Source organism: Aquisalinus flavus (assembly GCF_014640095.1).
GTDB classification, from domain to species: domain Bacteria; phylum Pseudomonadota; class Alphaproteobacteria; order Caulobacterales; family Parvularculaceae; genus Aquisalinus; species Aquisalinus flavus.
In genome coordinates, this window is the sequence record NZ_BMGH01000001.1 from 656,041 (window position 1) to 680,497 (window position 24,457).

Genomic DNA, 24,457 nt, shown 5'->3' on the forward strand with positions numbered 1-24,457 from the left:
CATGGTGAAACCTTGATGCTGCCAAGAAACTGCCCTTTAACGGGGTATTCTGGCGCCGGTTGATTGGGCGTATTGGAGGCAGGAATGGTCGATATCGAGGGCAGGCGGGCGCTGATCGCCCTGGCGGCGGGCGGCACCGGCGGACACATGTTCCCGGCCGAGGCGCTGGCAGAGGAGATGAAACGCCGCGGCTGGCGCGTCCTTCTGTTCACGGACGACCGCGGCATGCGCTTCGGCGACTCGTTTCCCGCAGACGAGATCGTGACCCTGCAGGCGGCCAATCCGAATGTTCCGGGCGCCCGGGCCAAGGTGGGTGCGGCGTTTGCCATGACCGGTGGTATCATCACCGCGCTTCAGGCCTATCGCAGGCACAAGCCGAGTATCGCTGTCGGCTTTGGCGGTTATCCATCCGCGCCCGCCATGGCCGGGGCGAGGATCATGAAGGTGCCTTACGGGGTGCATGAGCAGAACGCCGTCATCGGCCGGGTCAACCGCCTGGTCGCGCCGCAGGCGAGGTTTGTTGCCCACGCCTTCCCGATGCTGGAGCGTCTGCCCGCCCGGGTGAGGGGCGAAGTGATCGAGACCGGCAATCCGGTGCGCGATGCGATCCGCGCCGTCGCCGGCAGTCCCTATCCCGATGCTTCGGACAGGCTGAACCTTCTCGTGTTCGGCGGCAGCCAGGGCGCGAGCCTGTTCTCCCGCATCGTGCCGGATGCGCTCGCCGCCCTGCCGGCGGAGTTGCGCCAGCGCATCAGCGTCACCCAGCAGGTGCGCGACGAGGAAAAGGACCAGGTCGCCGCCACCTATCAGGGCGCAGGCATCGAGGCGGACCTCGCACCGTTCTTCAAGGATATCCCTGCGCGCCTGACGGCGGCCCATCTCGTCATCGCCCGCGCCGGCGCGTCCTCGGTGACGGAGCTGGCCACCGTCGGGCGCCCGTCGATCCTTGTACCGCTCGGCATCGCCATGGACGATCACCAGACCGGCAACGCCTCGGTTCTCGTCGCGGCGGGCGGGGCTGACATGATCCCCGAGCGGCAATTCGACGCCAATGTGCTTTCGGCCAGGCTGGGCGAGCTCTTGACCGATCCGGGCCGACTGGCGCAAATGGCTGCTGCCGCTTCGACAATCGCGCCGGATCAGGCGGTATCGCGCCTCGCCGATATCGTCACCCGGCTCGCCCGCTAGCCGGAATCCTGTACAATCCAACGACCAGATATAGAGAAGACCGTTTCATGAGTGACTCCCGCAAGATCAAGATCAGGCTGCCATTTTCTGCGGGGGTGGTGCATTTCGTCGGCATAGGCGGGATCGGTATGAGCGGCATGGCCGAGGTGATGCACAATCTGGGCTACGAGGTTCAGGGGTCGGATATTGCCGAGTCGCCCAACATCGAGCGACTGCGCGAAAAGGGGATGACCGTCATGATCGGCCACAGGCCCGAGAATATCGACGGCGCCGACGCGGTCGTCGTCTCGACCGCGATCAGGCCGTCCAACCCCGAAGTCGCCGCCGCCCGCGCCCGCCACATCCCGGTCGTGCGCCGGGCCAATATGCTGGCCGAGCTGATGCGCCTGAAATGGAATATCTGCGTCGCCGGCACTCATGGCAAGACGACCACGACGTCGATGATCGCCGCGCTTCTGGACTCCGCCGGTCTCGACCCGACCGTCATCAATGGCGGCGTCATCAACGCCTATGGCACCAATGCGCGCCTCGGCGAGGGTGACTGGATGGTTGTCGAGGCCGATGAGAGCGACGGCACCTTCATCCGCCTGCCGACGACCGTCGGCGTCATCACTAATATCGACCCCGAACATCTTGACCATTATGGTGACTTCGACAAGCTGCGCGCCGCCTTCGACCAGTTCATCGAGAACACACCCTTCTACGGATTCGGCGTCGTCTGTCTCGATCATCCGGAAGTGCAGGCCCTCGTCGGGCGCATCACCGATCGCCGCCTCATCACCTACGGCATGAACCCGCAGGCCGATGTGCGGGCGGAGAATATGTCGTTCGCGGAAGGAAAGGCGCATTTCGACATCGTCTTCCGCAAGCGCGGCCACGTCGAAAGCCGGATCGAGGATGTGCAGCTGCCGATGCCAGGCCGCCACAATGTGCTCAACGCGCTCGCTGCCGCCATCGTTGCGCGCGAGGTCGGCGCCAATGACGAGGCGATCCGGAAGGGCTTTGCCAATTTCAACGGCGTCAAACGCCGCTTCTCACTGGCCGGCACCTGGAATGGCGTCACCATCATCGATGACTACGGCCACCACCCGGTTGAGATTTCCGCCGTTCTCGCCGCCGCCCGAACGGTCTGCGACGGCAAGGTCATCGCCGTCTTGCAGCCGCACCGCTATTCCCGCCTGCGCGACCTGTTCAACGATTTCTGCGCCTGCGTGAACGAGGCTGACACGGTCATCGTCTCCGACGTCTATCCCGCCGGGGAAAGCCCGATCGAGGGCTTTGACCGCGACACGCTGGTCGCCGGCATCACCGGACGCGGCCATCGCGATGTCATCGCCATGGAGAACTGGGACGATCTTGCCGCGCTGGTTCAGGGCAAGGCCGTGGCAGGTGATTACGTCGTCTTTCTGGGGGCCGGCGACGTGACCAAGCATGCCGCGAGCCTGCAGGGTCGGCTCGAAGCGCTGGGGATGGCGTGATGCTGACGGAACAGAACCTGCCGCAAGTGCGCGGGCGCTACATGTTCGGCACGGCCATGGCCAAGGTAACGTGGTTCCGTGTCGGCGGCCCGGCTGAGGTGATGTTCATGCCCGCTGATGCCGATGACCTCGCCCACTTCCTGAAAAATCTCGATACGGATATTCCGGTCATGCCCATTGGCGTCGGCTCCAACCTGCTGGTGCGCGATGGCGGGCTGAAGGGCGTCGTGATCCGGCTCGGTGGCGCGTTCGCCAGCGTCGAGACCAACGGCATGCGCGTCGTCGCCGGGGCGGCAGCGCTTGACGCCATCGTCGCGAAGAAGGCAGGCGCCGCTGGCATTGCGGGCCTTGAATTCTATCGTGGCGTGCCGGGCACGATCGGCGGCGCCTTGCGCATGAATGCCGGCGCCTATGGCGGCGAGACAAAGGACGTTCTGGTAGAGGCTGTCGCGCTCGACCGGCAGGGCAACCGGCGCGTCTTTGCCAATGACGGCATGGGTTTCACCTATCGCAATTCGACCGTGCCCGACGACATGATCTTCATCGAGGCAACCTTCGAGGGCCGCCCCGGCGATCCGGACGAGATCGCCGCCGCCATGGACGACATCATGGCAACGCGCGAGCAGACCCAGCCGATCAGGGAGCGTACGGGTGGTTCTACCTTCAAGAATCCTGACGGTCATAAAAGCTGGCAGCTGATCGACAGCGTCGGCGGGCGCGGGCGCGTCGTCGGTGACGCGCAGTTCTCCGAACTGCACTGTAACTTCCTCATCAATCGCGGCAACGCGACGGCGGCGGATCTGGAAGATCTCGGCGAAAGCGTGCGCGCCGATGTGAAGGCGCAGCATGGCGTCGACCTGCATTGGGAAATCAAACGCATCGGAGAGCGAGCATGAGAGCCAAGAGAATTGCCGTCATCATGGGTGGCTGGTCGCCGGAGCGCGACGTCTCGCTCGTATCCGGCCGCGCGGCCTGCAAGGCGCTGGAAAAGCTCGGCCACAAGGTCAAGACCGTCGATGCACGGCGCAATCTCGCCGACCAGCTGCTGAACCTGTTCCCGAGCGAAATGCCCGATATCGTCTTCAACGCCCTGCATGGCGAATGGGGCGAGGATGGCTGCGTGCAGGGCCTGCTTGAAGTCATGGGCCTTCCCTATACCCATTCCGGCGTTCTCGCCTCTGCCCTTGCCATGGACAAGCAGCGCGCCAAGCAGGCGCTCGCCGCTGCCGGTCTGCCGGTGCCTGGCGGCTATCTCATCAGGTCACCGGAAGAATTTGCCGGGCTCGACATCGAGGCGCCTTACGTGGTCAAGCCGAATGCGTCCGGCTCCTCGGTCAATATCTTCATCATCCGCGAGGGCGACAACCGCCGGGTCACCGACCTGATCAAGGACCCGGCGGCCTTTGCCGAGGGCGTTCTGGTCGAGCCCTATATACCGGGGCGTGAGCTGACCGTTGCGGTCATGGGCGACCGCTCGCTCGCCGTGACCGAGATTATCGCGCATACGGATTTTTACGACTATGAAGCGAAATACGCCGCTGGCGGCTCGTCCCATATCGTTCCCGCCGACCTGCCTGCCGAAATCACGCAAGCCTGCCTCGACTTGGCGCTCAAGGCGCACCAGACGCTCGGGTGCCGCGGCCTTTCGCGCACCGATTTCAGGTTTAATGAATCATTAGGCATTAACGGTCTGTTCATCTTGGAGCTTAATACTCAGCCCGGTCTGACACCCACCTCCCTCGCGCCCGAACAGGCGGCGTCCCTCGGGATTTCGTTCGAGGAGATGGTGGACTGGATGATCGGAGATGCGTCGTGCCGAAGGTAAGTGGCAAGAAGACTTCAAAAGCGGGGAAAGGCAGAACGGGCAGGGGCCGCAAGGCGGCACCGCCGAGCCTGTCCGAACGGATCAGCGGTTTTTTCAGCCGGCTGATGCATGTCGTCGTGACCTACACGGCGGTCGTTGCCGTGGGTCTGTTTCTCATCGTCGCACTGATGCTGTTCGCGGGCGGCTATTTCGTTAATTTCGGCGGCCGCCTCGTTGACCTGACCAAGGACATGACCGTCGCTGCCGGGCTCAAGGTGACCAAGATCACCTGGGCCGGCGCGACCCAGACTGCCGACTATGAGGTCATGGATGCTTTGCTGAACGATTCAGAGGGCGCGATCCTCAACCAGTCGATCGTGCATTTCTCGCCAGCCCGCGCCCGTGCCAAGGTAGAAGGCCTGGGCTGGGTGCGCGATGCTGCCGTTACCCGGCTCTATCCGAACACTATTCATGTTTCGATTTCCGAGCGCATCCCCGCCGCCCTGTGGGAAGGCGAGGGGCTGTTACACCTAATCGACCGGGACGGTGTCGTCATCACTCAGGTCGGCGGTCATCAGTACACGGGTCTGCCCCTGATCACCGACACCACCGACCCGTCGAGGGCGAATGAGATTCTTGCCGTGCTTGGCTCCCATCCGCAGCTGGCCGCGCGCATTGCGACACTGCGCCATCGCGGCGACCGGCGATGGGACCTCGGCTTCCGCAATGGCTTCGTCGTGATGCTGCCGGAAGACAATTACGCGGCGGCGATCGAGAAGATCAGCGTGCTCGAATCCGAAGGCAAGCTGTCTGATACGATGCAAAAGCTCGATCTGCGCCTGCCCAACGCCGTCTATTACGTGCCCAAGAACGCAAGCTAGACAGGACACGGACCCTCCCCATGTTGCGCACCCTGAACACATCGCGGGCGAAAGCCTTTTCCGGTCTCAACCTCGACAATGGTATTACCGGTGTCATCGATATCGGCACGTCCAAAGTGTCCTGCTTCATCATCCGCAAGGGTCTCGGCTCGGTCGATGGCCCGGAGATGGAAGTCATCGGCGTCGGCCACCAGGCGGCCGCCGGGGTCGGTGAGGGCGGCCTCGTCGAGCTTGCCGCCGACAGCGCCATCCGCGCCGCCGTCGACAAGGCCGAGCGTATGGCCGGCGAACGGCTCGAGGCCTATCACATCGCCATCTGCTCACGTCACATCGCCTGCCGCCGCGTCGCCGTCGATCTCGACCTCGACGGTGTCGGCGTCGCGCAGGAAGATATCGACGCCTGCTTCAGGGAAGGCGCGCGCCTTGCTGCGGCCAGCGCGATGGTCCCGCTGCATATCTGGCCGTCGCGCTTTACCATCGATGGCGTCGGCGGCGTGCGCGACCCGCGCGGCATCGAATGCGAAAACCTGTCAGTGGAAATGGTCTCGCTGTCTGCATCGGCGACGGCGATCAAGGCCGTGAAGGCCTGCCTCGACCGCTGCAACCTGAAAGCCGCGAGCTTCATCGCCGCTCCCTATGCCTCGGCGCTCGCCGTGCTGCACGAGGAAGAGCTCGACATGGGTGTGCTGTGCCTCGACATGGGCGCGAACCTGACCGGCTTTTCGATCTTCCGCGACGGGGCGCTCGTCTTTGCCGGTGCCGTGCCCGTTGGCAGCGATCACATCACCCGCGACATCGCGCTCGGCCTTGGCATTTCCCGCGATGCGGCCGAGCGTCTGAAGACCGTTCACGGCACGGCCTGGTGCGTGCCTGGAGACGAGGGCCGTCTCATCGACCTACCGCAGGATGCAGGCGCGCGTGATCCGAATATTCCGGTTACGGAACTTGCCGGTATCATTGGCCCGCGCCTGGAAGAGACGCTGAAGCTGGTTTTCGAGCGCATCGGCAAGGCGGGCATCGACATGGGCCGCATTCATCGCACAGTGCTGACCGGCGGTGGCAGCCAGCTCAATGGTGCGGCAGAGATGATGGAGACCCTGTTCAAGGTCCGCGTCCGCACCGGCCGGGCGATCAACCATTATGGCGCGCCGGAGGCGGCAAGCGGTTGTGCGTTTGCTGTCTGCTCGGGCATGGTCGGCCATCTCGCGACTCAGCCCGACACGCGCACAGCGCCCAAGTCGCCGCTGATGACCGGCCATCTCGATGGTCACGAGACGGAAGTACCGACACTGCCTGGCGGCCTCATGGGCCGCGCGGTAAACTGGCTGCGCGTGAATTTCTGACAGGTTTCTAATCTTGCCATTGCGATTGCCCGGGGAACCCCTCCGCCACTGGCCCGTTAGCGTGATGAAACGCCAACAGCCAGAGGAGCAGTGCCATGAAAGCCGTCGTCTTTCACGGTGTCGGCGATATCCGCCTCGATACCGTTTCCGATCCCGAGATTTCCGATAGCCGCGATGCCATCGTGCGCATCACCAACAGCGCCATTTGCGGCACCGATCTTCACTTCGTGCGCGGCACGATGGGCGGGCTGAAGGAAGGCCAGATCCTCGGCCACGAGGCGATCGGTATCATTGAGGAAGTCGGCAAGGGCGTGCGCAATTTCAAACCGGGCGACCGCGTCGTCATCCCCTCCACCGTCTCCTGCGGCGGCTGTTCCTATTGCCGCTCCGGCTATACCGGCCAGTGCGACGAGGCCAATCCCAATGGCAAGCGTGCCGGCACGGCGTTTTACGGCGGACCGGAAGCAGCCGGCGGGTTCGATGGCCTGCAGGCCGAATACGCCCGCATTCCCTATGCCAACACATCGCTGGTGCGCCTGCCATCGTCCGTGACCGACGATCAGGCGATCATGTTGTCGGACATCTATCCAACCGGCTATTTCGGCGCAGACATGGCCGAGATCAGCCAGGGCGACACGGTCGCCGTGTTCGGCTGCGGTCCGGTCGGCCAGTTCGCCGTCATCAGCGCCTATCAGCTTGGCGCCGCCCGCGTCATCGCGGTCGATGGTCACGAGGACCGGCTGGAGCGCGCCCGTTTTCACGGTGCCGAGACGGTCAACTTCAACACGGAAGACCCGGTCGAGGCCATTGTGGAGTTGACCAACGGCATCGGCGTCGACCGCGCCATCGATGCCGTCGGCGTCGATGCCGAGGTGCCCAAGTCCGGCCCCGCCAAACAGGACCCGCAGGATGACATGGTCGCGCAGATCGTCGAGGAATCCGGTCAGGACGGCACGCTGTGGAAACCGGGCGACGGGCCGATGATGGCGACCAAATGGGCAGTCGCTGCGCTGGCCAAGGCCGGCACTCTGTCGATCATCGGCGTCTATCCGCCGAACGACAATTTCTTTCCCATCGGTCAGGCGATGAACAAGAGCCTGTCGATCAACATGGGCAATTGCAATCATCGCAGCTACATTCCGCACCTGATCGAAATGGTCGAGCGCGGCAATGTCGATCCGGCGAAGATCATCACGCAGGACGAGGAGATGGTCGACGCGATCACGGCCTACGAACAGTTCGACCAGCGCAAGTCCGGCTGGGTCAAGGTCGAGTTGGAGGTTTGACGCAAAAGTCCACCCCCTTAATTTGCTCCGTTTACAGTTTTGCGGGCAGCAACCTGCCCGCGAATCTGCATAAGTTTTCTTATTGGTAAACGCGCTGTTAACTCTTTGGTAAGAGATATCACCGATTCTTTAACCAACATGTCTAGCCAGGCAATCGGAGCTTTTGTAATGCCATTGAATCTCAGTGTACCGACAGTGACCGAGCTGAAACCGCGCATCTGCGTGATCGGCGTCGGCGGTGCCGGAGGCAACGCGGTCAACAACATGATCGAGAGCCAGCTTGAGGGCGTGGAATTCGTCGTTGCCAATACCGATGCGCAGGCCGTGGGCCTCGCGCTCGCCGAGCACAAGATCCAGCTGGGCACGGGCGTGACCAAGGGCCTCGGGGCCGGCTCCCAGCCGCAGATCGGCAAGGCTGCCGCAGAGGAAAGCCTCGCCGATGTCATGGAGCTGATCAACGGCGCCAACATGCTGTTCATCACCGCCGGCATGGGCGGCGGCACCGGCACCGGCGCCGCACCGGTCATCGCCAAGGCCGCGCGTGAACAGGGCATTCTTACCGTCGGTGTCGTCACCAAGCCGTTCCACTTCGAAGGTGCGCGCCGCATGCGCATCGCGGAGGAAGGGATCGCCGAACTGCAAAAGCATGTCGACACGCTGCTGATTATCCCGAATCAGAACCTGTTCCGCGTCGCCGACGACAATACGACCTTCGCCGACGCTTTCGCCATGGCTGACGAAGTGCTGCATTCCGGCGTTCGCGGCATTACCGATCTGATGATCGTTCCGGGCCTGATCAATCTCGACTTTGCCGATGTGCGCACGGTCATGTCGGAAATGGGCAAGGCGATGATGGGCACTGGCGAGGCCGAAGGCGACAAGCGCGCCGCCGAAGCCGCCGAAGCCGCGATCTCCAACCCGCTGCTCGACGAAGTGTCGATGAAAGGCGCCAAGGGCGTTCTCATCAACATCACCGGCGGTCTCGACATGAAACTGTTCGAGGTCGACGAAGCCGCCAACCGCATCCGCTCCGAAGTCGATCCTGACGCCAATATCATCGTCGGCTCGACCTTCTCGTCCGAGTTGGAAGGCAAGATGCGCGTGTCCGTCGTCGCGACCGGCATTGACGCCGCGGAACGGCAGAAGGCCGAGGAGGCGAAGGCCCAGGAAGCCGCTGCCCAGAATGCAAGGGCGGAAGCAAAGCCGTGGCTCGGTAATATTGCTCCTGCGAAACCTGCCGCTGAAGCCGCGGTCGAGATCTCGGACGATGAAGACGATAGCCTGTTCGCCAGCGCATCCGCCGGGGAAACCGACCCTGCGCCGCGGGCTGCCGTTCAGGCGCCGCAATTGCGCAAGCCATCGGCACCGATCCAGCGCCCCGCCGCCCGCACCGAGCCGAAAGACATCCTGAAAACACCGGAAGGCAACCGGGTTCGCGACGTCCACTCGCGCATCATTGAGATGCTGACCGAGGATGAGGGCAGGGCCCATTCGGGCCAGGGCCCCGCGCGCCAGCGGCCGAATCCGTTTCATGAGCAGACGAAGCGTCCAATTCACGGTGCTCTGAACCTGCTGAAGGAAACCTTTGGTGGCCAGCATGAGCAGCCGCCCCGCAGCCGCAAGTCGGTTCAATCCGAGCGGGCGCAGCCGCCGCGCCGCGAGCGCGAGGCCAAGGACCTGTTCCAGGAAGATGATGACAGCGATCTGGAAATCCCGGCATTCCTGCGCCGCAACGGCAGCGAATAGCTGCCTCGCACGCGAACGGCTGATACGGACTCCTGTAAGTAGAGTATTGTGTGAGGGCGTCCGGCATCCGGGCGCCCTTTTCACTGGTTTGTGCTGGTGCCGAACGCTGTCGGGATCGCGCCTGCGCGCGTGTCAGCCTGTCGCCGATCCGGCGGCTGTGCCATTGTAAGATTACGAAACATACCTTTATTTGTGCATTGCACCCAGACTGGCCATATTGGCTTCGTGGGAAGGGGTAATCTAATGTATCAACCTTCCCCATAGTGAGGGGTGTTCGTTTAAGTGTTTGACCAGCTTGACCATTCTGTGTCCTCGATCAGAGAGACAACCTTGCTCGCTTCTGTCAGCTGCGAGGGTATCGGCCTCCATACGGGCCGCACGGTCAAGATGCGTCTGGCGCCGGCCCCCGCCGGTACGGGTATCGTTTTTCGCCGCATCGACCTGTTGACCTGCGACAGCCTGTCGGCGCAGTCGTCTTCGCTGATCCAGATTTCGATCAAGGCGCACCCGGATGCGGTGCGCGAGACCCAGTTGGGTACGACGCTTGCCAACGTCCATGGCGTTTCCATTTCCACGACAGAGCATCTGATGGCGGCTTTTGCCGGCGTTGGTCTCGACAATGTGTTTGTCGAGGTCGAAGGCCCGGAAATTCCGATCATGGATGGCTCGTCCGAACCGTTCCTGCGCCTGATCGATCAGACGGGCCTGCGTCAGCTGTCGAAGCCGCGCCGTGCCCTGCGCATCATCGAGCGTGTCACTGTCGAGGATGGCGACCGCTGGGCGATGATCGTGCCGAACAAGTCGCCGGGCGACGATAGCTGCGAAATCGATATCCTGGTCGACTATGCCGATCCGGCCATTGGCCGTCAGCGGGCCAGGTTCATTGCCGATCCGGCAACGTTCCGTGACGATGTCGCCGCCGCTCGCACCTTCTGTCACCTGAAGGATGTCGAGGCCATGCGCGCCCGCGGTCTTGCCCTCGGCGGCTCCTATGACAACGCCATCGTCGTCAATGACGGCAAGGTCGAGAACGAAGGCGGCCTGCGCTTTGACGACGAATTCGTTTATCACAAGGCGCTCGACCTGATCGGCGACCTGTATCTGATCGGCTGCCCGCTGATCGGCCGCATCTCGGCCTACAAACCCGGCCACGACCTGAATACCCAGCTTGCCCGCGCCATTGTTCGCAACCCGCAGGCCTTCGCCGTGGTTTCCCTGCCCGAACCGGCCAACGAAAGCATGTTGGCAGAGGCCTGATAGGCCTGCGCTTCGGGCCGTCGCATCTCTCCAAATTTTAAGTGACTACGGCACAGCCCGGACGTCAGCATTGTTTGACCCGGCTGCCGTTTGCCCATAAAAGAAGGGTTAAGAACGCCCGGGAATGCAGGGGCAGGAGTTGAATATGATGAACCGGTCCGTTTTCCGCACAGGCACGATGGCTGCTCTCTTGGCGCTGGCGCTGGGTGTTTCGGCTTGTGGCAGTAACGACAAGGACGACAAGTTCGCCTATGTCGAACGCCCGGTCGAACAGCTTTACGAAGAAGCGACCAATGCGATGAACCGCAAGCGCTACGAAGAGGCGATTGCCTATTTCGACGAGGTCGAGCGCCAGCACCCGTATTCCTCCTGGGCCCGCCGCGCGATGTTGATGTCAGCCTATATCAAGTATGAGACCAATGATTATCAGGCCGCGATCGACGATCTCGACCGGTTCATCTCCATCCATCCCGGCAACAAGGACGCGCCTTACGCCTATTATCTCAAGGCGATGAGCTATTACGAACGCATTCGCGACGTCGGCCGGGACCAGTCGATCACCCGCCAGGCGCTCGATAGCCTGCAGGAAGTGGTGCGCCGCTATCCGGAAACGGAGTATGCGCGCGATGCCCGCCTCAAGCTTGACCTGACCTATGATCACATCGCCGGCAAGGAGATGGATATCGGCCGCTGGTATCTTCAACGCAACCAGCACGTCGCGGCGATCAACCGCTTCAACAAGGTGCTGGAACAATACCAGACGACCAGCCACGCGCCGGAAGCGCTGCACCGGATGGTCGAGGCCTATCTCGAAATGGGTATCGTCCCGGAAGCCCGCCGCCATGCCGCCATTCTCGGCTATAACTACCCGGGCAGCGATTGGTATGAGGATACGTATCGCCTGTTCCAGCGCTATGATCTGGAAATGACGGATCAGGTCCAGCGCACGGCCGAGGCCGCTCAGTAGGCAGACTGCGGCGGCGAATTCTGACGCAGGACCGTCTATACCTGCAGCACGGATTGGGATAATTTGCCCGCTATGCTGACAGAGTTATTCATTCAGGACATCGTTCTCATCGAACGGCTGAGCCTTTCTCTCGATACCGGGCTGACGGCCCTGACCGGTGAAACCGGCGCCGGCAAGTCCATCATGCTCGACAGCCTCGGTCTTGCCACCGGCGGCCGGGCAGAAAAGGGGCTCGTTCGCCAGGGCGCCCGGCAGGGCGTTGTTTCGGCGACTTTCGATGTTCCCAACGATCACGAGGTCTGGCACCTGCTCGCCGACAATGGCATCGCCCATGAGGACGAACAGGGCGGCCATGTCATCCTGCGCCGGGTTCAGGATGCCGATGGCCGCGCCCGCGCCTTCATCAACGACCAGCCCGTATCCGTCACGCTGCTGCGCCAGGTCGGTGAGAGTCTGATCGAGGTTCATGGCCAGCATGCCGGTCAGGGCTTTCTCCATGCCGGGGCCCATCGGGGCCTGCTGGATGAATTCGGTGGCCTGACGAGACAGGCTGACAGCGTCGCCATTGCGTGGCGCATCTGGAAAGAGGCCGAGGAAAAGCTCGCCGAGCACGAGGAAGACAAGGCCCGTGCATTCCGTGAGGCCGATTATTTGCGCCATGTTGCCGACGAGCTGGAAAAGCTTGCGCCCAAGCCCGGCGAGGAGGCATTTCTCGCCAATCGCCGCATTATGCTGATGAACGCGGAGAAAATCGCGGGCGATCTGTCCGAAGCCGTCGGCCTGCTGAACGAGACGAGCCTTGAAGACCGTCTTTCCTCCGTACTCGGACGGGTAGAGCGGACGCTGGAACGACTCGAAGGTTCGGCCACGGCCAACCTTCAGGCGGTGGCCGAGCGTATCGACACCGTGCTGACCGAATTGCAGGAAGCCCGCAGCGCCGTCAGCGAGGCGGTCGCCGAATTCGAGTTCGATCAGGACGAGCTGGACCAGACCGAAGAGCGCCTGTTCGCCCTGCGCGCTGCCGCCCGCAAGCACAATACGACACCCGACAGGCTCGATTCGCTGCTTGACGATGTACGTCATTCGCTCGCCATGATCGAGGAAGGTGAAGCCGATTTCGCCACCTTGCAGAAGACCGCCAGCGTCGCGAAGTCGGAGTTCATGGCACAGGCCCGCAAACTGTCCGAGATCCGCCACAAGACGGCGAAAAAGCTCGACAAGGCGGTCGCCGGGGAACTCGAGCCGTTGAAGCTCGGTCGTGCCACCTTCCAGGCACTGGTGACGACGGACGAAGAAATGCCCGGCGTGCATGGTATTGACCGGGTCCAGTTCATGATCTCCACCAATCCCGGTGCGCCCATGGGCCCGCTGAAGCAGATCGCGTCCGGCGGCGAGCTTTCGCGCTTCGTGCTGGCGCTGAAGGCCGCGCTGATGGCGCAGGAAAACCGTACCGTGATCATTTTTGACGAGGTCGATGCCGGTATTGGCGGCGCAGTCGCCGATGCCGTCGGCGAGCGCCTGTCGAAGCTCGCCGCCGACGCACAGGTCATGGTCGTTACCCACTCGCCACAGGTTGCCGCCCGCGCCGGGCGTCATTTCATGGTCGCCAAGTCCGGCAAGAAAAAGATGGTGACGAAAGTCTTCGCGCTGGAAGAGGATGAGCGTGTCGAGGAGATCGCCCGCATGCTCTCCGGTGCCAGCGTCACGACAGAGGCGCGCGCCGCAGCGACCAGCCTGTTGAAGGCCGGCCGTCAAACTCGCGACAAGAAAAAAGCGAAGGCCGCGTAAGCCATGTCTGAGCCCGATCACGCGGAAAAAGCGGTCAAGAACCTGACCGCCGTGGAGGCGACTGCCGAGCTCGCACGCCTGGTGGAGGAAATCGAGCAGCACGACGCGGCCTATTACCAGGAAGATGCGCCGACCATTTCCGATGCGGACTATGACCGCTTGCGCCGCCGTGTCCGGACGATCGAGAAGCGATTTCCCGACCTCGTCAGCGAAGATTCGCCATCAAACAAGGTCGGCGCCGCGCCATCCTCGCGCTTTCCCAAGGTCCGCCATGCCGTGCCGATGCTATCCCTCGACAATGCCTTCGAGGAACAGGACGTCATAGATTTCGACAAGCGCGTCCGGCGCTTTCTCGGTCTCGATGAGGGCGAGACCGTAGAATACATCGCCGAACCCAAGATCGACGGTCTCTCGGCGACGCTGCGCTATGAGGACGGAAAGTTCGTGCTCGGTGCGACTCGCGGCGATGGCCGGGAAGGGGAGGACATCACCCGCAACCTGGCCACTATCGACGGCGATATTCCGCACGGGATCACGGGCGCGCCGCTGGTGCTGGAGGTGCGCGGCGAAGTCTATATGGCCAGGGCCGACTTTGCCGCCCTGAACGAGCGGCAGGCTGAAAGGCAAGGCCAGATTTTTGCCAATCCACGCAACGCCGCCGCCGGCTCCCTGCGCCAGCTCGATCCCGAGGTCACCCGCTCGCGCCCCTTGCGTTTCTTTGCCTATTCATGGGGTGAAGTCAGCGAGGCGATCGCCCGGACCCAGATGCAAGCGATCGAGCGCTTCGGGAAATGGGGCTTTGCCACCAATCCGCAGACGAAGCTTTGTACCTCGGTCGAGGAAATGCTGGACCATTACCGCGCCATCGAAACGGCGCGGGCGGAATTGCCCTATGACATCGACGGCGTCGTCTACAAGGTCAACCGCTTGGACTGGCAGGAGCGTCTCGGCTTCGTCTCCCGCGCCCCGCGCTGGGCAATTGCGCATAAATTCCCCGCCGAACAGGCAACGACCGTGCTGCGCGAGATCGATATCCAGGTCGGGCGCACGGGTGCACTGACGCCGGTTGCCAAGCTTGAACCGGTCACGGTCGGCGGCGTCGTCGTCTCCAACGCGACGCTGCACAATGAAGACGAGATCGAGCGCAAGGATATCCGCGAAGGCGACACGGTCGTCATCCAGCGCGCCGGCGACGTCATCCCGCAGGTCGTCAAAGTGGTCATGGAGAGGAGGCCGAAGGATTCGAAGCAATATCAGTACCCGACCGTCTGCCCAGCCTGCGGCAGCGATGCCGTGCGCGAGACCGACGACAAAGGCCGTGCCGATGTCGTGCGCCGCTGCACCGGCGGGCTGATCTGCCCGGCCCAGGCGGTCGAGAGGCTGAAGCATTTCGTCTCCCGCGCCGCGCTCGATATTGACGGTCTGGGGGCGAAGCAGGTCGAAGCGTTCTATCATGATGGTCTCATCAGGGAGCCGGCGGATATTTTCACGCTTGCCCGGCATCGCGACGCGCTGCTGAAAAAGGAAGGCTACGGAGAAACGAGCCTGCGCAATCTCTATGCGGGCATCGACCAGCGCCGCACGGCGGATCTCGACCGCTTCATCTTCGCCCTAGGCATCCGCCATGTCGGCGGCACCACGGCGGGACTGTTCGCGCGCACCTTCCTGACCTTTGACAGGTTCCGCGCGCTTGCTGAGAAAGCAGCGGCGGGCGATGACGAGGCGCGGCAGGAATTTCTCGCGATCGATGGTATCGGCGAGACGGTCACCGATGCGGTCAGCGACTTCTTCCGGGAACAGCACAATATCGATGCGCTCGACCGGTTGCTGGAGCATGTCACGACGACCGAGGCGGCAGCGCCGTCATCGGACTCGCCCGTGGCCGGAAAGACGGTCGTGTTCACCGGCAAGCTGGAACGGATGACCCGCGACGAGGCCAAGGCCCGGGCGACATCGCTGGGCGCCAAGGTGGCGGGCTCGGTCTCTGCCAAGACCGACATTCTCGTCGCCGGGCCGGGGGCCGGCTCCAAGCTGAAAAAGGCCGAGGAGCTGAAAGTCCGTACAATGACAGAAGAGGAATGGCTGTCGCTGATCGGCGGCTAGGCATTCAACAAGAAGGGCAGGACAAGCATGGCAATCGTCGCGATCGACTTCGAGACAGCGAACGAGCAGCGCAGCAGCGCCTGCGCCATCGGGCTTGCCTGGATCGAGGACGGTGCGGTCACGCGCACGGAAGCCCGGTTCATCCGCCCGGCGTCACCGCGCTTCACAAACAGCTGGCTGCATGGCATCACCTGGGACGATGTCCGCACTGCGCCGGAATTTCCCGACGTCATGGCGGAATTCATGGACGACCTCCATGGCGGGCTGGTGCTTGCCCACAACGCCTCCTTCGACATGAGCGTCATCCGCCATGTCTGCGCCGACTATGGCATTCCGGCGCCGGTTTGCGATTATCTGTGCACGGTCAACCTGTCGCGCCACACCTGGCCGGAGCTCTATTCGCACAAGCTCAATGTCGTCTCGGAGTTCCTGGGCATCGCGCTGAAGCATCACGACGCCCATGACGATGCCCGCGCCTGCGCCCATATCGCCGTGGCGGCAGGCGAGGTGTGGGACTGTTTCGATCTCAATGATATCCCGAAGCATACGCCGATCAGGCTCGGGCGGCTGTTCGAGGGTGGCTATGAGCCCTGCCGGGCGCCCCGCCTGAAGCGCCCGGTAAGGTCGGTTTGAAGCTGGTCTATATCGGTGCGGTCGCCGATTTCAGCCAGTCGCGCACATCGTCTTCCAGCTCGCCGGCGAGCTTGTCATAGACGACGGCGTGATAGGTGTTGACCCAGTCGCGCTCGACCTGCGTCAGCAAGCTGGTGTCGATCAGGTGCCGGTCGAGCGGGGCCATCGTCACCGTCTCGAAGCTCATCATCTCGCGGTCACCGCCCTCGACGGGTTCCGGGTTGTTGACCACGATCAGGTTCTCGATGCGGATGCCATACTCGCCGACCTTGTAATAGCCGGGTTCGTTGGAACAGATCATGCCCGGCATCAGCGGCTGGGTGACCGGCTTCTTGGAGATGTTCTGCGGGCCTTCATGGACGCCGAGATAGCTGCCGACACCATGGCCGGTGCCGTGGTCATAGTCGAGCCCGGCATTCCACAGATGCATACGCGCCAGCGTGTCGAGCTGGATGCCCGGCGTGCCCTTGGGGAAACGCGCCAGCGCCAGCGCGATATGGCCCTTCAGCACCAGCGTGTAGCGCTGCTTCATCTCCGGGCTCGGCGTGCCGATGGCAATCGTGCGGGTGATGTCGGTCGTGCCGTCCGGGTACTGACCGCCGGAGTCCACGAGATAAAGAGAATTCCGGTCGAGCGTGCGGTCGCTGCTGGTGGTCACGCGGTAATGGGGCAGGGCGCCATGGCCAACAGCGGCGGAGATGGTATCAAAGGAGATGTCCCGCAACAGGTTCGACTGGCGGCGGAATTCCTCCAGCTTCCGCGCGGCCTCGATCTCCGTGACCGTGCCGTCCTGGGCCTGCGTCGCGATCCAGTACAGGAAGCGCGTCACCGCCCGTCCGTCGCGGATATGGGCCTGGCGGGAGCCTTCGATTTCCACCGGCGTCTTGCAGGCCCGCGGCAGGGCGCAGGGGTCCGCTCCCTCCAGTACTTTCGCATCGGCCTTTTTCAGCCTGCGGACGAACCAGTAGGGCGCAATCGCCGGGTCGATCAGCACGGTCTTGCCGCCCAGCCTGTCCAGGTGCTTGCCGACCTTCGCTTCCGGGTAGACCGACACGTCATTGCCCAGATGCGTCTCGACCGCGTCGCTCATCTTGTCCGGGTGGATGAACAGGGAGGCGGTGCCGTCGGCAAACAGGATCGCGCGGCCAAGCGGCAGCGGCGTCGCGTGCACATCCCTGCCGCGGATATTGAACAGCCAGGCAAGCGAGTGCGGCGCGGTCAGCACCACGGCATCGGCCTTCTTGTCTTTCAGCACGGCGGCGATCTCGGCTCGTTTCTCCGCGCTCGATCTGCCGGCGAAGTCGTCCGCATGCACATCGACAGGCGTCATCGGGGAGGCGGGGCGGCTGGCCCATGCGACGTCGATCGGGTTATCGTCTACGGCGACCAACTCGAACCCGGCATGCTTGGCGGCAGCCTTCAGCGCCTTCACGTGATTGGCCGAATGCAGGTGCGGATCGAAGCCGATGCGCTGGCCTTCCTTGCCATGCTTTGTCAGCCAGGCTTCCGGCGGCATCGAGGTCAGGTCTTCATAGGCGAAATACTGATCGTCGACCTGCTCGCGCACCTGCACGGTATAGCGGCCATCGGTGAAGATGACGGCAGAGTCGACAAACACGATGGCCGACCCGGCGGAGCCGGAAAAGCCCGATGCCCACATCAGGCGCTCGGCATTGTCGGGCAGGTACTCGTTCAGATATTCGTCGTCATGGGGCACGAGAAAGCCGTCGAGATTTTGTTTCTGCATCTCTTCGCGCATCGCCGGCAGGTGTTGGGCGGCGAAGCTGCGGTCGGATGCGGGGTCGAAGCTCTGGAACATGAATGTCCTCCTGAAATCGGGAACGTAAAATCTGGACAGAACATAGGCCTTTGGCCGGGTGAATGCCAGTTCAGTATGCGGGTCGGCACAGCGCCGGCTCCCTCGAACCGGGGATATCGGCCCGGTCTGCGCGCGTCTATTCTTTGCCGCCGGCCGAGCATCCGGTTTTTCAGGGAGAGACGATAATGAGAATTCTGAATGTTTCGGCTGCGCTTGTGGCCCTGACCGCACCTATGGCCTCGTCCGCCATGGCGAACGATGACTGGTCCATAACGCCGCTCGCGTATGGATGGAGCCTTTATGAAAAGGGCGACCTGTCAAACCCTGCCGAGCACTTCGTAAAGGGTGTCTATGAAGGCTACGGGCCGACCTTCTCGTTCGGCTGCACCCGAGGCTACGCCTTCGATGTGGTCTGGAAGCCCGACGTGCCGATCACCGGCGGGGCATTGGTTCCCGTCACCATCACCATTGATGATGTCACCGTTGTTGACGGCAATCTGGTGCCCAATGACCGCAACGAATATGCGTGGACCGGCCGCGACGGCGCGGCCTACGACATCGTCGCCAATATCTGGGATTTCTGGGAAGGTGACCTGACCCTGTCGGCCGGTGGTGTTACCGACACGGTCTATTTCAACGAGGACGATCTCGGCGGTATCTCCGAACTCGTTCTCGCCAGCTGCGGCAAGTTCTAGACCGCTCAGCTTCTCTCGAAGATCAGCACCGGCCATGTCTCGTGGGCGTGGCGGTCTTTCAGGGTGAAGTTATTCGCCTCGTAGGCGGCCATGACATCGCCTTCCTGCCGGGCGAGCAGGCCGGCGAGGACCACCGTCGCGCCTTGCTCCGTGTGCCTCGCCATGTCCGGCGCCAGTTCGGCGAGGGGGCCAGCGAGGATATTCGCGAAGATGAAATCGAACGGTGCGGCGCCGGCGATTTCGTCATGGCCGAATCCGGCAGCAGTGACGAAGCGGATATCGCTGACCTGGTTGAGCGCGGCATTCTCCGCGGCGATCTCAACCGACTTGGCGTCGATATCGCTGGCGATGATCCTGCCAGCCCAGATCTTGCGCGCGGCGATCGCGAGCACGGCGGAGCCGGTGCCGAGATCGAGGATGTTGCGCGGCTTCAGATATTCGATCCGGTCGAGCACCTCGAGGCAGCCTGCCGTTGTCGGGTGGTGACCGGTGCCAAAGGCCTGGTTGGCGTCGATGCGGATCGGCACGATGGTGTTGGCATCGGGCAGCTTGTCGGCATCGTGAATGCCATAGAGCACGAAGCGCCCGCAGGTGACGATCCCAAGACCTTCCAGTGCATGGGCGACCCAGTCGATGTCGGGCAGTTCCTCGACTTCGGGGGTCACGTCCACAGCGTGCTGTCTCAGGAACGCGGCAAGGCTGTCAGTATCCGGAGCGTCGGCATAATAAACCTCCAGCGTCCAGGGGGTATCGGCGTCTTCCTCGATCGCGTCCTTCTTGGTCAGGCTGACGGCGTCGGCCATCGGGTCGAACAGCTCTGCGACGATCATGGAAATCTGTTCCAGCGCCTCGCGAGTGCCGTGCCAGATCAGCTTATAGCTCGGCATTTTCGGCGTCCTTTCTCAATTGGGTAATCAGCGGCGCGAACTGGCGGTTCCAGATCTCCTCGTTCAGCGCGCCGGCAAAGCGCCAGCGGATGCGGCCCTGATGGTCGATGACGAAGGTCTCCGGCGCGCCGGAAACGCCGAAGTCTATCGCCGTGCGCCCTTCATAATCATTGCCGACCGCCGTGTACGGATTGCCGAAGCGCTCCAGCCACGCCGCGCCATCCTCCGGCGTGTCTTTCCAGTCGATGCCATAGATCGCGATCTCGCCGCTTTCCGCCAGCTCCATCAGGAACGGGTGTTCATAGCGGCAGGCGATGCACCACGAGCCGAATATGTTCACGAGCGACACCTGGCCCTGAAGATCCTCGCTGGAAAAGGCCGGGATATCGGCCGCGACCGGCGGCAGGTCGAATTCCGGGACCGGCTTGTCAATCATGGCGGAGGGCAGCACGTCCTTGTCGATCTTCAGCCCGAACAGGGCGAAGAGGCCGAGGGCCGCGAAAAGCGCGATAGGGACAAAAAGCAGTAATCGTTTCATGGTCCGGCGCTTTTACGGCAGCGCGGCCCGCTTGTCATCTATGTTTGCGGGTCGTCGAACACCTGTTTGTGATCTGCCGCCCGATTGATCGGCGGCAGAACGCGGTTAGGTGGAAGGCTGCTTTTGAAGGAGTACCTGATGTCCGACAGTCTTGATGTGCTGTTCCGCCCGCTATCCATCGGTCCCATGGAATTGAAGAACCGTTTCGTCATGGCGCCGATGACCCGCAACAAGGCGCCGAACGGCGTTCCGGGCCAGCCCAATGCCGAGTATTATCGCCGCCGCGGCGCTGGCGATGTCGGGCTGATCCTGTCCGAGGGGACGGTCATCGACCGCCCGGCCTCGCGCAATGAACAGCATATTCCCTTCTTCCACGGGGACGCCGCGCTCACCGGCTGGAAGGGCGTCATCGACGCCGTGCATGAGGCTGGCGGGCGAATGGGGCCGCAGCTCTGGCATACCGGCGCGACCCGTGGCCAGAGCGGCTGGGAGCCGGATGCCGAGGTCGAGAGCCCGTCCGGGCTTCTGGCACCGGGTACCCCGCGCGGCAAGGCGATGAGCGAGGAAGACATTGCCGATACCGTCGCCGCCTTCGCCAGTGCGGCCGCTAATGCCAAACGCCTCGGCTTCGATATGGTCGAACTGCATGGCGCCCATGGCTATCTAATCGACGAGTTCTTTTGGCCGGGCACGAATGAGCGCGACGACCGCTATGGCGGCCCGACAATCAAGGAGCGCTCGCGCTTTGCCGGGGAGGTCATCGCTGCCGTGCGCAAGGCTGTCGGGCCGGACTACCCGCTCGCGATCCGCCTCAGCCAGTGGAAGCAGCAGGAATATACTGCGCGGCTCGCGCCGACGCCGGACGCGATGACCGACTGGCTGCAGCCGCTGGTCGATGCCGGGGCCAACATTCTGCACTGCTCCCAGCGCCGCTTCTGGGAACCGGAATTCCCCGAACTTGACGGCGAGAACGGCCTGAACTTTGCCGGCTGGGCCAAGAAGCTGACCGGCGCGGTCACCGTCAGTGTCGGCTCCGTCGGCCTCGATGGTGACTTCTTCTCGGCCTTTGCGGGACAGAGCGCACAGGCCGCCGGTCTGGAAAACCTGCTGGAACGGATGGCGCGCGACGAGTTCGATCTCATCGCCGTAGGCCGTGCGCTGCTGAGCGATCCGGACTGGGTTGCCAAGGTCCGCGCCGGTGAGAAGCTGGAGAGTTTCGAGCCGTCGGCACTTGCCGAACTGCTCTGAACGAAAAAAGCCCCGCACCGGCGGGGCTTTTCATTTGCAGTGGGTGCGTCGATCCTAGTTGAAGACCTCTTCGAGAAAGTCCGTGAACGTCGTCCATGACCGCCGGTCGGCGGTCGCATCATAGACGGTGCCGAACTCCGGGTCATTTGCCTGCTTGTTGGTGAAGGCGTGCATGACGCCGCCATAGACATGCAATTGCCAGTCGGCCTTGCGCCCGGTCATCTCCTTGCCGAAGGCGGTCTCGTCTTCCGGTGTTGCCATCGGATCGTCGAAACCCTGCATCGCCAGCACCTTGGCGGAGATATCGCCGCTGCCGGGCTTCTCCGGCTTGCCGAGAATGGCGTGGAAGGCTGCCGCGCCAATGACGCCGGTATTGGCACGCGCCATGTCGAGGGCACATAGCCCGCCGAAGCAATAGCCGCAGACCGCGATCTTCGCAGGGTTCACCGTGCCGAGCGCCGCTGCGGCCTCCATCCCGGCCTTCAGCCGGTCCGCGAGCATGTCGCGGTCCTCGATGAAAGGCGTCATCAGTTTCTGGTTCTCTTCCGTGGAGCCGCCGCGCACGCCCTTGCCATAGACGTCGAGGGCGACGCCGACATAGCCCATCGCGGCCATCTTCTTCGCGGTTTCCTCGGAATGTTCGTCGCGCCCACCCCAGGCGTGGCAGACGAGCACGGCTGGCCGCTCACCGGTCTGGGTGTCGTCCCAGGCCACGAAAGCCTCCAGCGTGTCGCCATTATGGGTGTATTCGACGAGATCGGTTTTCAGGGCCATATTGTCCTCCGGTCAGCTGTTTAACAGTCTCTCTTTCGCAGACTTATACTGGGCGGCGAGTTCGGCAACATAAGCGCCTGCGGGCTGGACCTTGTCGATGGCGCCGATGCCCTGGCCCGAGCCCCAGATATCCTTCCATGCCTTGGCGCTCGTCTCCTTGTCGCCGGAGGCGCCGAAATTCATCTTCGACGGGTCGGCGACGGGCAGGTTCATTGGGTCCATCCCCGCCCGCTTGATCGAGGCCCCGAGATAATTGCCATGCACGCCGGAGAAATAGTTCGTGTACACAATGTCCTCCATGTGCCCGTCGACAATGCCCTGCTTGTACTCGTCTATGGCATTGGCCTCTTCCGTCGCGATGAAGGCCGAGCCGATATAGGCGGCGTCAGCACCCATTGCCTCTGCCGCCAGCACGCCGGCACCGGTTGCGATCGAGCCGGACAGGAGCAGCGGGCCGTCGAACCATTCGCGGATTTCCGACACCAGCGCAAAAGGTGACAGCGTGCCGGCATGGCCACCGGCCCCGGCAGCAACGGCGATCAGCCCGTCCGCGCCCTTGGAAACCGCTTTCTTCGCGAAGGTGTTGTTGATGACATCGTGGAACACCAGCCCGCCATAGGAGTGCACCGCCTCGTTCACTTCCTCCCGCGCGCCCAGCGAGGTGATGACGATCGGCACGTCATGTTTCACGCAGACGTCCATGTCGTGCTGCAGCCGGTCGTTGGAGCGGTGGACGATCTGGTTGACGGCGAAGGGCGCCGCGGGACTGTCCGGGTTTGCCTGATTGTACGCGTCCAGAGCTTCCTCGATTTCGGTCAGCCATGTGTCGAGCGATTCGGCAGGCCGGGCGTTGAGCGCGGGGAAGGAGCCAATAATCCCCGCCGTGCACTGGGCGATGACCAGCTTGGGATTGGAGACGATGAACATCGGCGAGCCGACCACCGGCACGCTCATCGTCTTCCTGATCTTGTTGAATCTCGCGCGGGCGCTCTGGCTCATCATCTGGTCTCCTGCAAGCCTGTCTCTTTCAAATTGGCCCACACCCTAGATCAGGGCCTCATGGACCGGCAATGCTGCTATGCAGTGCGATGATCAGCGCGAGATGTAGGTCAGGCCACTATAGCGATATGTGATCCAGGGCAGGTGATCCGCCGCCAGCAGCAACAGGACGCACAATCCGCCAACCGCAAGGAAGGGTCCGAACCGGATCGCGGTCTGGGGGCCAATCTCCTTGCCGCGCATGCGCATGATGCCGATGTAGACAAGCCCGGCGAGTGATGAGGCCAGCACGATGGCGGGCAGGGACATCCACCCGGTCATGGCGCCAAGCCCGGCCAGCATCTTCGCATCGCCAAGGCCCAGCCCCTCTATCCCGCGCAGGCGCATATAGAAGAAGCGAATCAGCCAGAATACGCCATAGCCGACGAGCGCGCCGATGATCGCGTCGGAGAATGATACCAGCATCCAGAACCATCCGCCGATCAGCCCGATCGCGATCAGCGGGAATGTCAGCATGTCAGGCAGATAGCCTGTCTCCAGGTCGATCACACCGAGCGCCACGATGAGGCAGCCGGCGGTGAACAGGTATAAAGCCCCCGCTTGCCAGCCAAGCAACAGCACACTCGCAATCGCCAGAACGCCGATTGCCAGCTCGACCAGCGGATAGCGGATGCTGATTCTCTCCCGGCACCAGGCGCACCTGCCGCGCAGGGCGAGCCAGCTGAAAACCGGAATCAGGTGCCAGCTTTTCAGCGGCGTGTGACAGGAGGCGCACTGAGAGCGCGGAGAGGCGAGTCCCAGGCGTTCCGTATGCGCACTGTGTGCGAGACCCCAAAGCACCGGTCCGCGCGATATGACGACATTAAGGAAGCTGCCAAGGCACAGCCCGAACGAGAATATCAGAATGTAGGGTACAAAAAGCACAGTCTCTTGGCCGCCTCGAGCTTTGGTACGATCCGTTTCGTTAACTGTCTACTAGGCTGATTTTGCAGTAGAAACCAGACCTTGAAATATCGTATGCGC

The 24,457-nt window shown here is 62.8% G+C and carries 21 protein-coding genes; 15 read left to right on the plus strand and 6 right to left on the minus strand.

Annotated features, from left to right (window positions below; translation table 11 throughout):
* Positions 1–84: 84 nt before the first annotated feature.
* From murG to IEV88_RS03130, 13 genes are all read left to right on the plus strand, one after another.
* A complete protein-coding gene (murG, locus tag IEV88_RS03070; RefSeq protein WP_188159812.1) occupies positions 85–1,188 on the plus strand; it encodes an undecaprenyldiphospho-muramoylpentapeptide beta-N-acetylglucosaminyltransferase in 1,104 nt (367 codons plus the stop codon).
* Positions 1,189–1,259: 71 nt separating this feature from the next.
* Positions 1,260–2,666: a UDP-N-acetylmuramate--L-alanine ligase gene (gene murC, locus IEV88_RS03075; protein WP_188160526.1), complete on the plus strand. Its 1,407-nt coding sequence runs from the start codon at positions 1,260–1,262 to the stop codon at positions 2,664–2,666.
* Positions 2,666–3,562 carry a UDP-N-acetylmuramate dehydrogenase gene (gene murB, locus IEV88_RS03080; RefSeq protein WP_188159813.1) on the plus strand — a complete coding sequence of 299 codons (897 nt, stop codon included), beginning with the start codon at positions 2,666–2,668 and terminating at the stop codon, positions 3,560–3,562. Before murC ends, murB begins: the two co-directional genes overlap by 1 nt.
* Positions 3,559–4,491 carry a D-alanine--D-alanine ligase gene (locus tag IEV88_RS03085; RefSeq protein ID WP_188159814.1) on the plus strand — a complete coding sequence of 311 codons (933 nt, stop codon included), beginning with the start codon at positions 3,559–3,561 and terminating at the stop codon, positions 4,489–4,491. The genes murB and IEV88_RS03085 overlap by 4 nt, the downstream gene beginning before the upstream one ends.
* On the plus strand, positions 4,479–5,351 hold the full coding sequence (locus IEV88_RS03090; protein ID WP_188159815.1) for a cell division protein FtsQ/DivIB: 873 nt from the start codon (positions 4,479–4,481) through the stop codon (positions 5,349–5,351). The genes IEV88_RS03085 and IEV88_RS03090 overlap by 13 nt, the downstream gene beginning before the upstream one ends.
* A gap of 20 nt (positions 5,352–5,371) precedes the next feature.
* Positions 5,372–6,694 carry a cell division protein FtsA gene (gene ftsA / locus IEV88_RS03095; RefSeq protein WP_188159816.1) on the plus strand — a complete coding sequence of 441 codons (1,323 nt, stop codon included), beginning with the start codon at positions 5,372–5,374 and terminating at the stop codon, positions 6,692–6,694.
* Positions 6,695–6,789: 95 nt separating this feature from the next.
* Positions 6,790–7,980 (plus strand): zinc-dependent alcohol dehydrogenase, encoded by a 1,191-nt coding sequence (locus IEV88_RS03100; protein ID WP_188159817.1) that lies wholly within the window; start codon positions 6,790–6,792, stop codon positions 7,978–7,980.
* A gap of 168 nt (positions 7,981–8,148) precedes the next feature.
* Positions 8,149–9,726: a cell division protein FtsZ gene (gene ftsZ, locus IEV88_RS03105; RefSeq protein WP_188159818.1), complete on the plus strand. Its 1,578-nt coding sequence runs from the start codon at positions 8,149–8,151 to the stop codon at positions 9,724–9,726.
* Between the two features lie 306 nt (positions 9,727–10,032).
* Complete coding sequence (gene lpxC / locus IEV88_RS03110) at positions 10,033–10,983, plus strand: UDP-3-O-acyl-N-acetylglucosamine deacetylase (protein ID WP_268235737.1); 951 nt, start codon at positions 10,033–10,035, stop codon at positions 10,981–10,983.
* A 145-nt stretch (positions 10,984–11,128) separates the two neighbouring features.
* Positions 11,129–11,950 carry an outer membrane protein assembly factor BamD gene (locus IEV88_RS03115; RefSeq protein ID WP_229731396.1) on the plus strand — a complete coding sequence of 274 codons (822 nt, stop codon included), beginning with the start codon at positions 11,129–11,131 and terminating at the stop codon, positions 11,948–11,950.
* A gap of 72 nt (positions 11,951–12,022) precedes the next feature.
* Positions 12,023–13,738, plus strand: a complete 1,716-nt coding sequence (recN, locus tag IEV88_RS03120; RefSeq protein WP_188159820.1) for a DNA repair protein RecN — start codon at positions 12,023–12,025, stop codon at positions 13,736–13,738.
* Between the two features lie 3 nt (positions 13,739–13,741).
* Positions 13,742–15,841: an NAD-dependent DNA ligase LigA gene (gene ligA, locus IEV88_RS03125; protein WP_188159821.1), complete on the plus strand. Its 2,100-nt coding sequence runs from the start codon at positions 13,742–13,744 to the stop codon at positions 15,839–15,841.
* A 27-nt stretch (positions 15,842–15,868) separates the two neighbouring features.
* Positions 15,869–16,474: a 3'-5' exonuclease gene (locus IEV88_RS03130; RefSeq protein ID WP_188159822.1), complete on the plus strand. Its 606-nt coding sequence runs from the start codon at positions 15,869–15,871 to the stop codon at positions 16,472–16,474.
* Positions 16,475–16,481: 7 nt separating this feature from the next.
* On the opposite strand, the gene IEV88_RS03135 is transcribed toward IEV88_RS03130, so the two are convergent.
* Positions 16,482–18,293 (minus strand): aminopeptidase P family protein, encoded by a 1,812-nt coding sequence (locus IEV88_RS03135; protein ID WP_188159823.1) that lies wholly within the window; start codon positions 18,291–18,293, stop codon positions 16,482–16,484.
* Positions 18,294–18,478: 185 nt separating this feature from the next.
* Between IEV88_RS03135 and IEV88_RS03140 the strand changes: the two genes are divergently transcribed.
* The gene (locus tag IEV88_RS03140; RefSeq protein WP_188159824.1) at positions 18,479–18,988 is read left to right on the plus strand and encodes a hypothetical protein; all 510 of its coding nucleotides are present in this window, start codon (positions 18,479–18,481) and stop codon (positions 18,986–18,988) included.
* Between the two features lie 5 nt (positions 18,989–18,993).
* Here the strand turns inward: IEV88_RS03140 and IEV88_RS03145 are convergent, their stop codons facing one another.
* Positions 18,994–19,875, minus strand: a complete 882-nt coding sequence (locus IEV88_RS03145; RefSeq protein WP_188159825.1) for a 50S ribosomal protein L11 methyltransferase — start codon at positions 19,873–19,875, stop codon at positions 18,994–18,996.
* Positions 19,862–20,413 carry a DsbE family thiol:disulfide interchange protein gene (locus tag IEV88_RS03150; protein WP_188159826.1) on the minus strand — a complete coding sequence of 184 codons (552 nt, stop codon included), beginning with the start codon at positions 20,411–20,413 and terminating at the stop codon, positions 19,862–19,864. The genes IEV88_RS03145 and IEV88_RS03150 overlap by 14 nt, the downstream gene beginning before the upstream one ends.
* 138 nt (positions 20,414–20,551) lie before the next feature.
* Between IEV88_RS03150 and IEV88_RS03155 the strand changes: the two genes are divergently transcribed.
* Entirely contained in the window at positions 20,552–21,661 is a 1,110-nt protein-coding gene (locus IEV88_RS03155; protein WP_188159827.1) for an NADH:flavin oxidoreductase, read from the plus strand.
* Positions 21,662–21,715: 54 nt separating this feature from the next.
* On the opposite strand, the gene IEV88_RS03160 is transcribed toward IEV88_RS03155, so the two are convergent.
* The 3 genes from IEV88_RS03160 to IEV88_RS03170 form a co-directional block, all read right to left on the minus strand.
* Positions 21,716–22,435, minus strand: coding sequence for a dienelactone hydrolase family protein (locus IEV88_RS03160; protein WP_188159828.1), 720 nt, complete (start codon positions 22,433–22,435; stop codon positions 21,716–21,718).
* Between the two features lie 12 nt (positions 22,436–22,447).
* A complete protein-coding gene (locus tag IEV88_RS03165; RefSeq protein ID WP_188160528.1) occupies positions 22,448–23,434 on the minus strand; it encodes an NAD(P)H-dependent flavin oxidoreductase in 987 nt (328 codons plus the stop codon).
* A gap of 93 nt (positions 23,435–23,527) precedes the next feature.
* Positions 23,528–24,358, minus strand: a complete 831-nt coding sequence (locus IEV88_RS03170; RefSeq protein WP_188159829.1) for a prepilin peptidase — start codon at positions 24,356–24,358, stop codon at positions 23,528–23,530.
* Between the last annotated feature and the right edge of the window lie 99 nt (positions 24,359–24,457).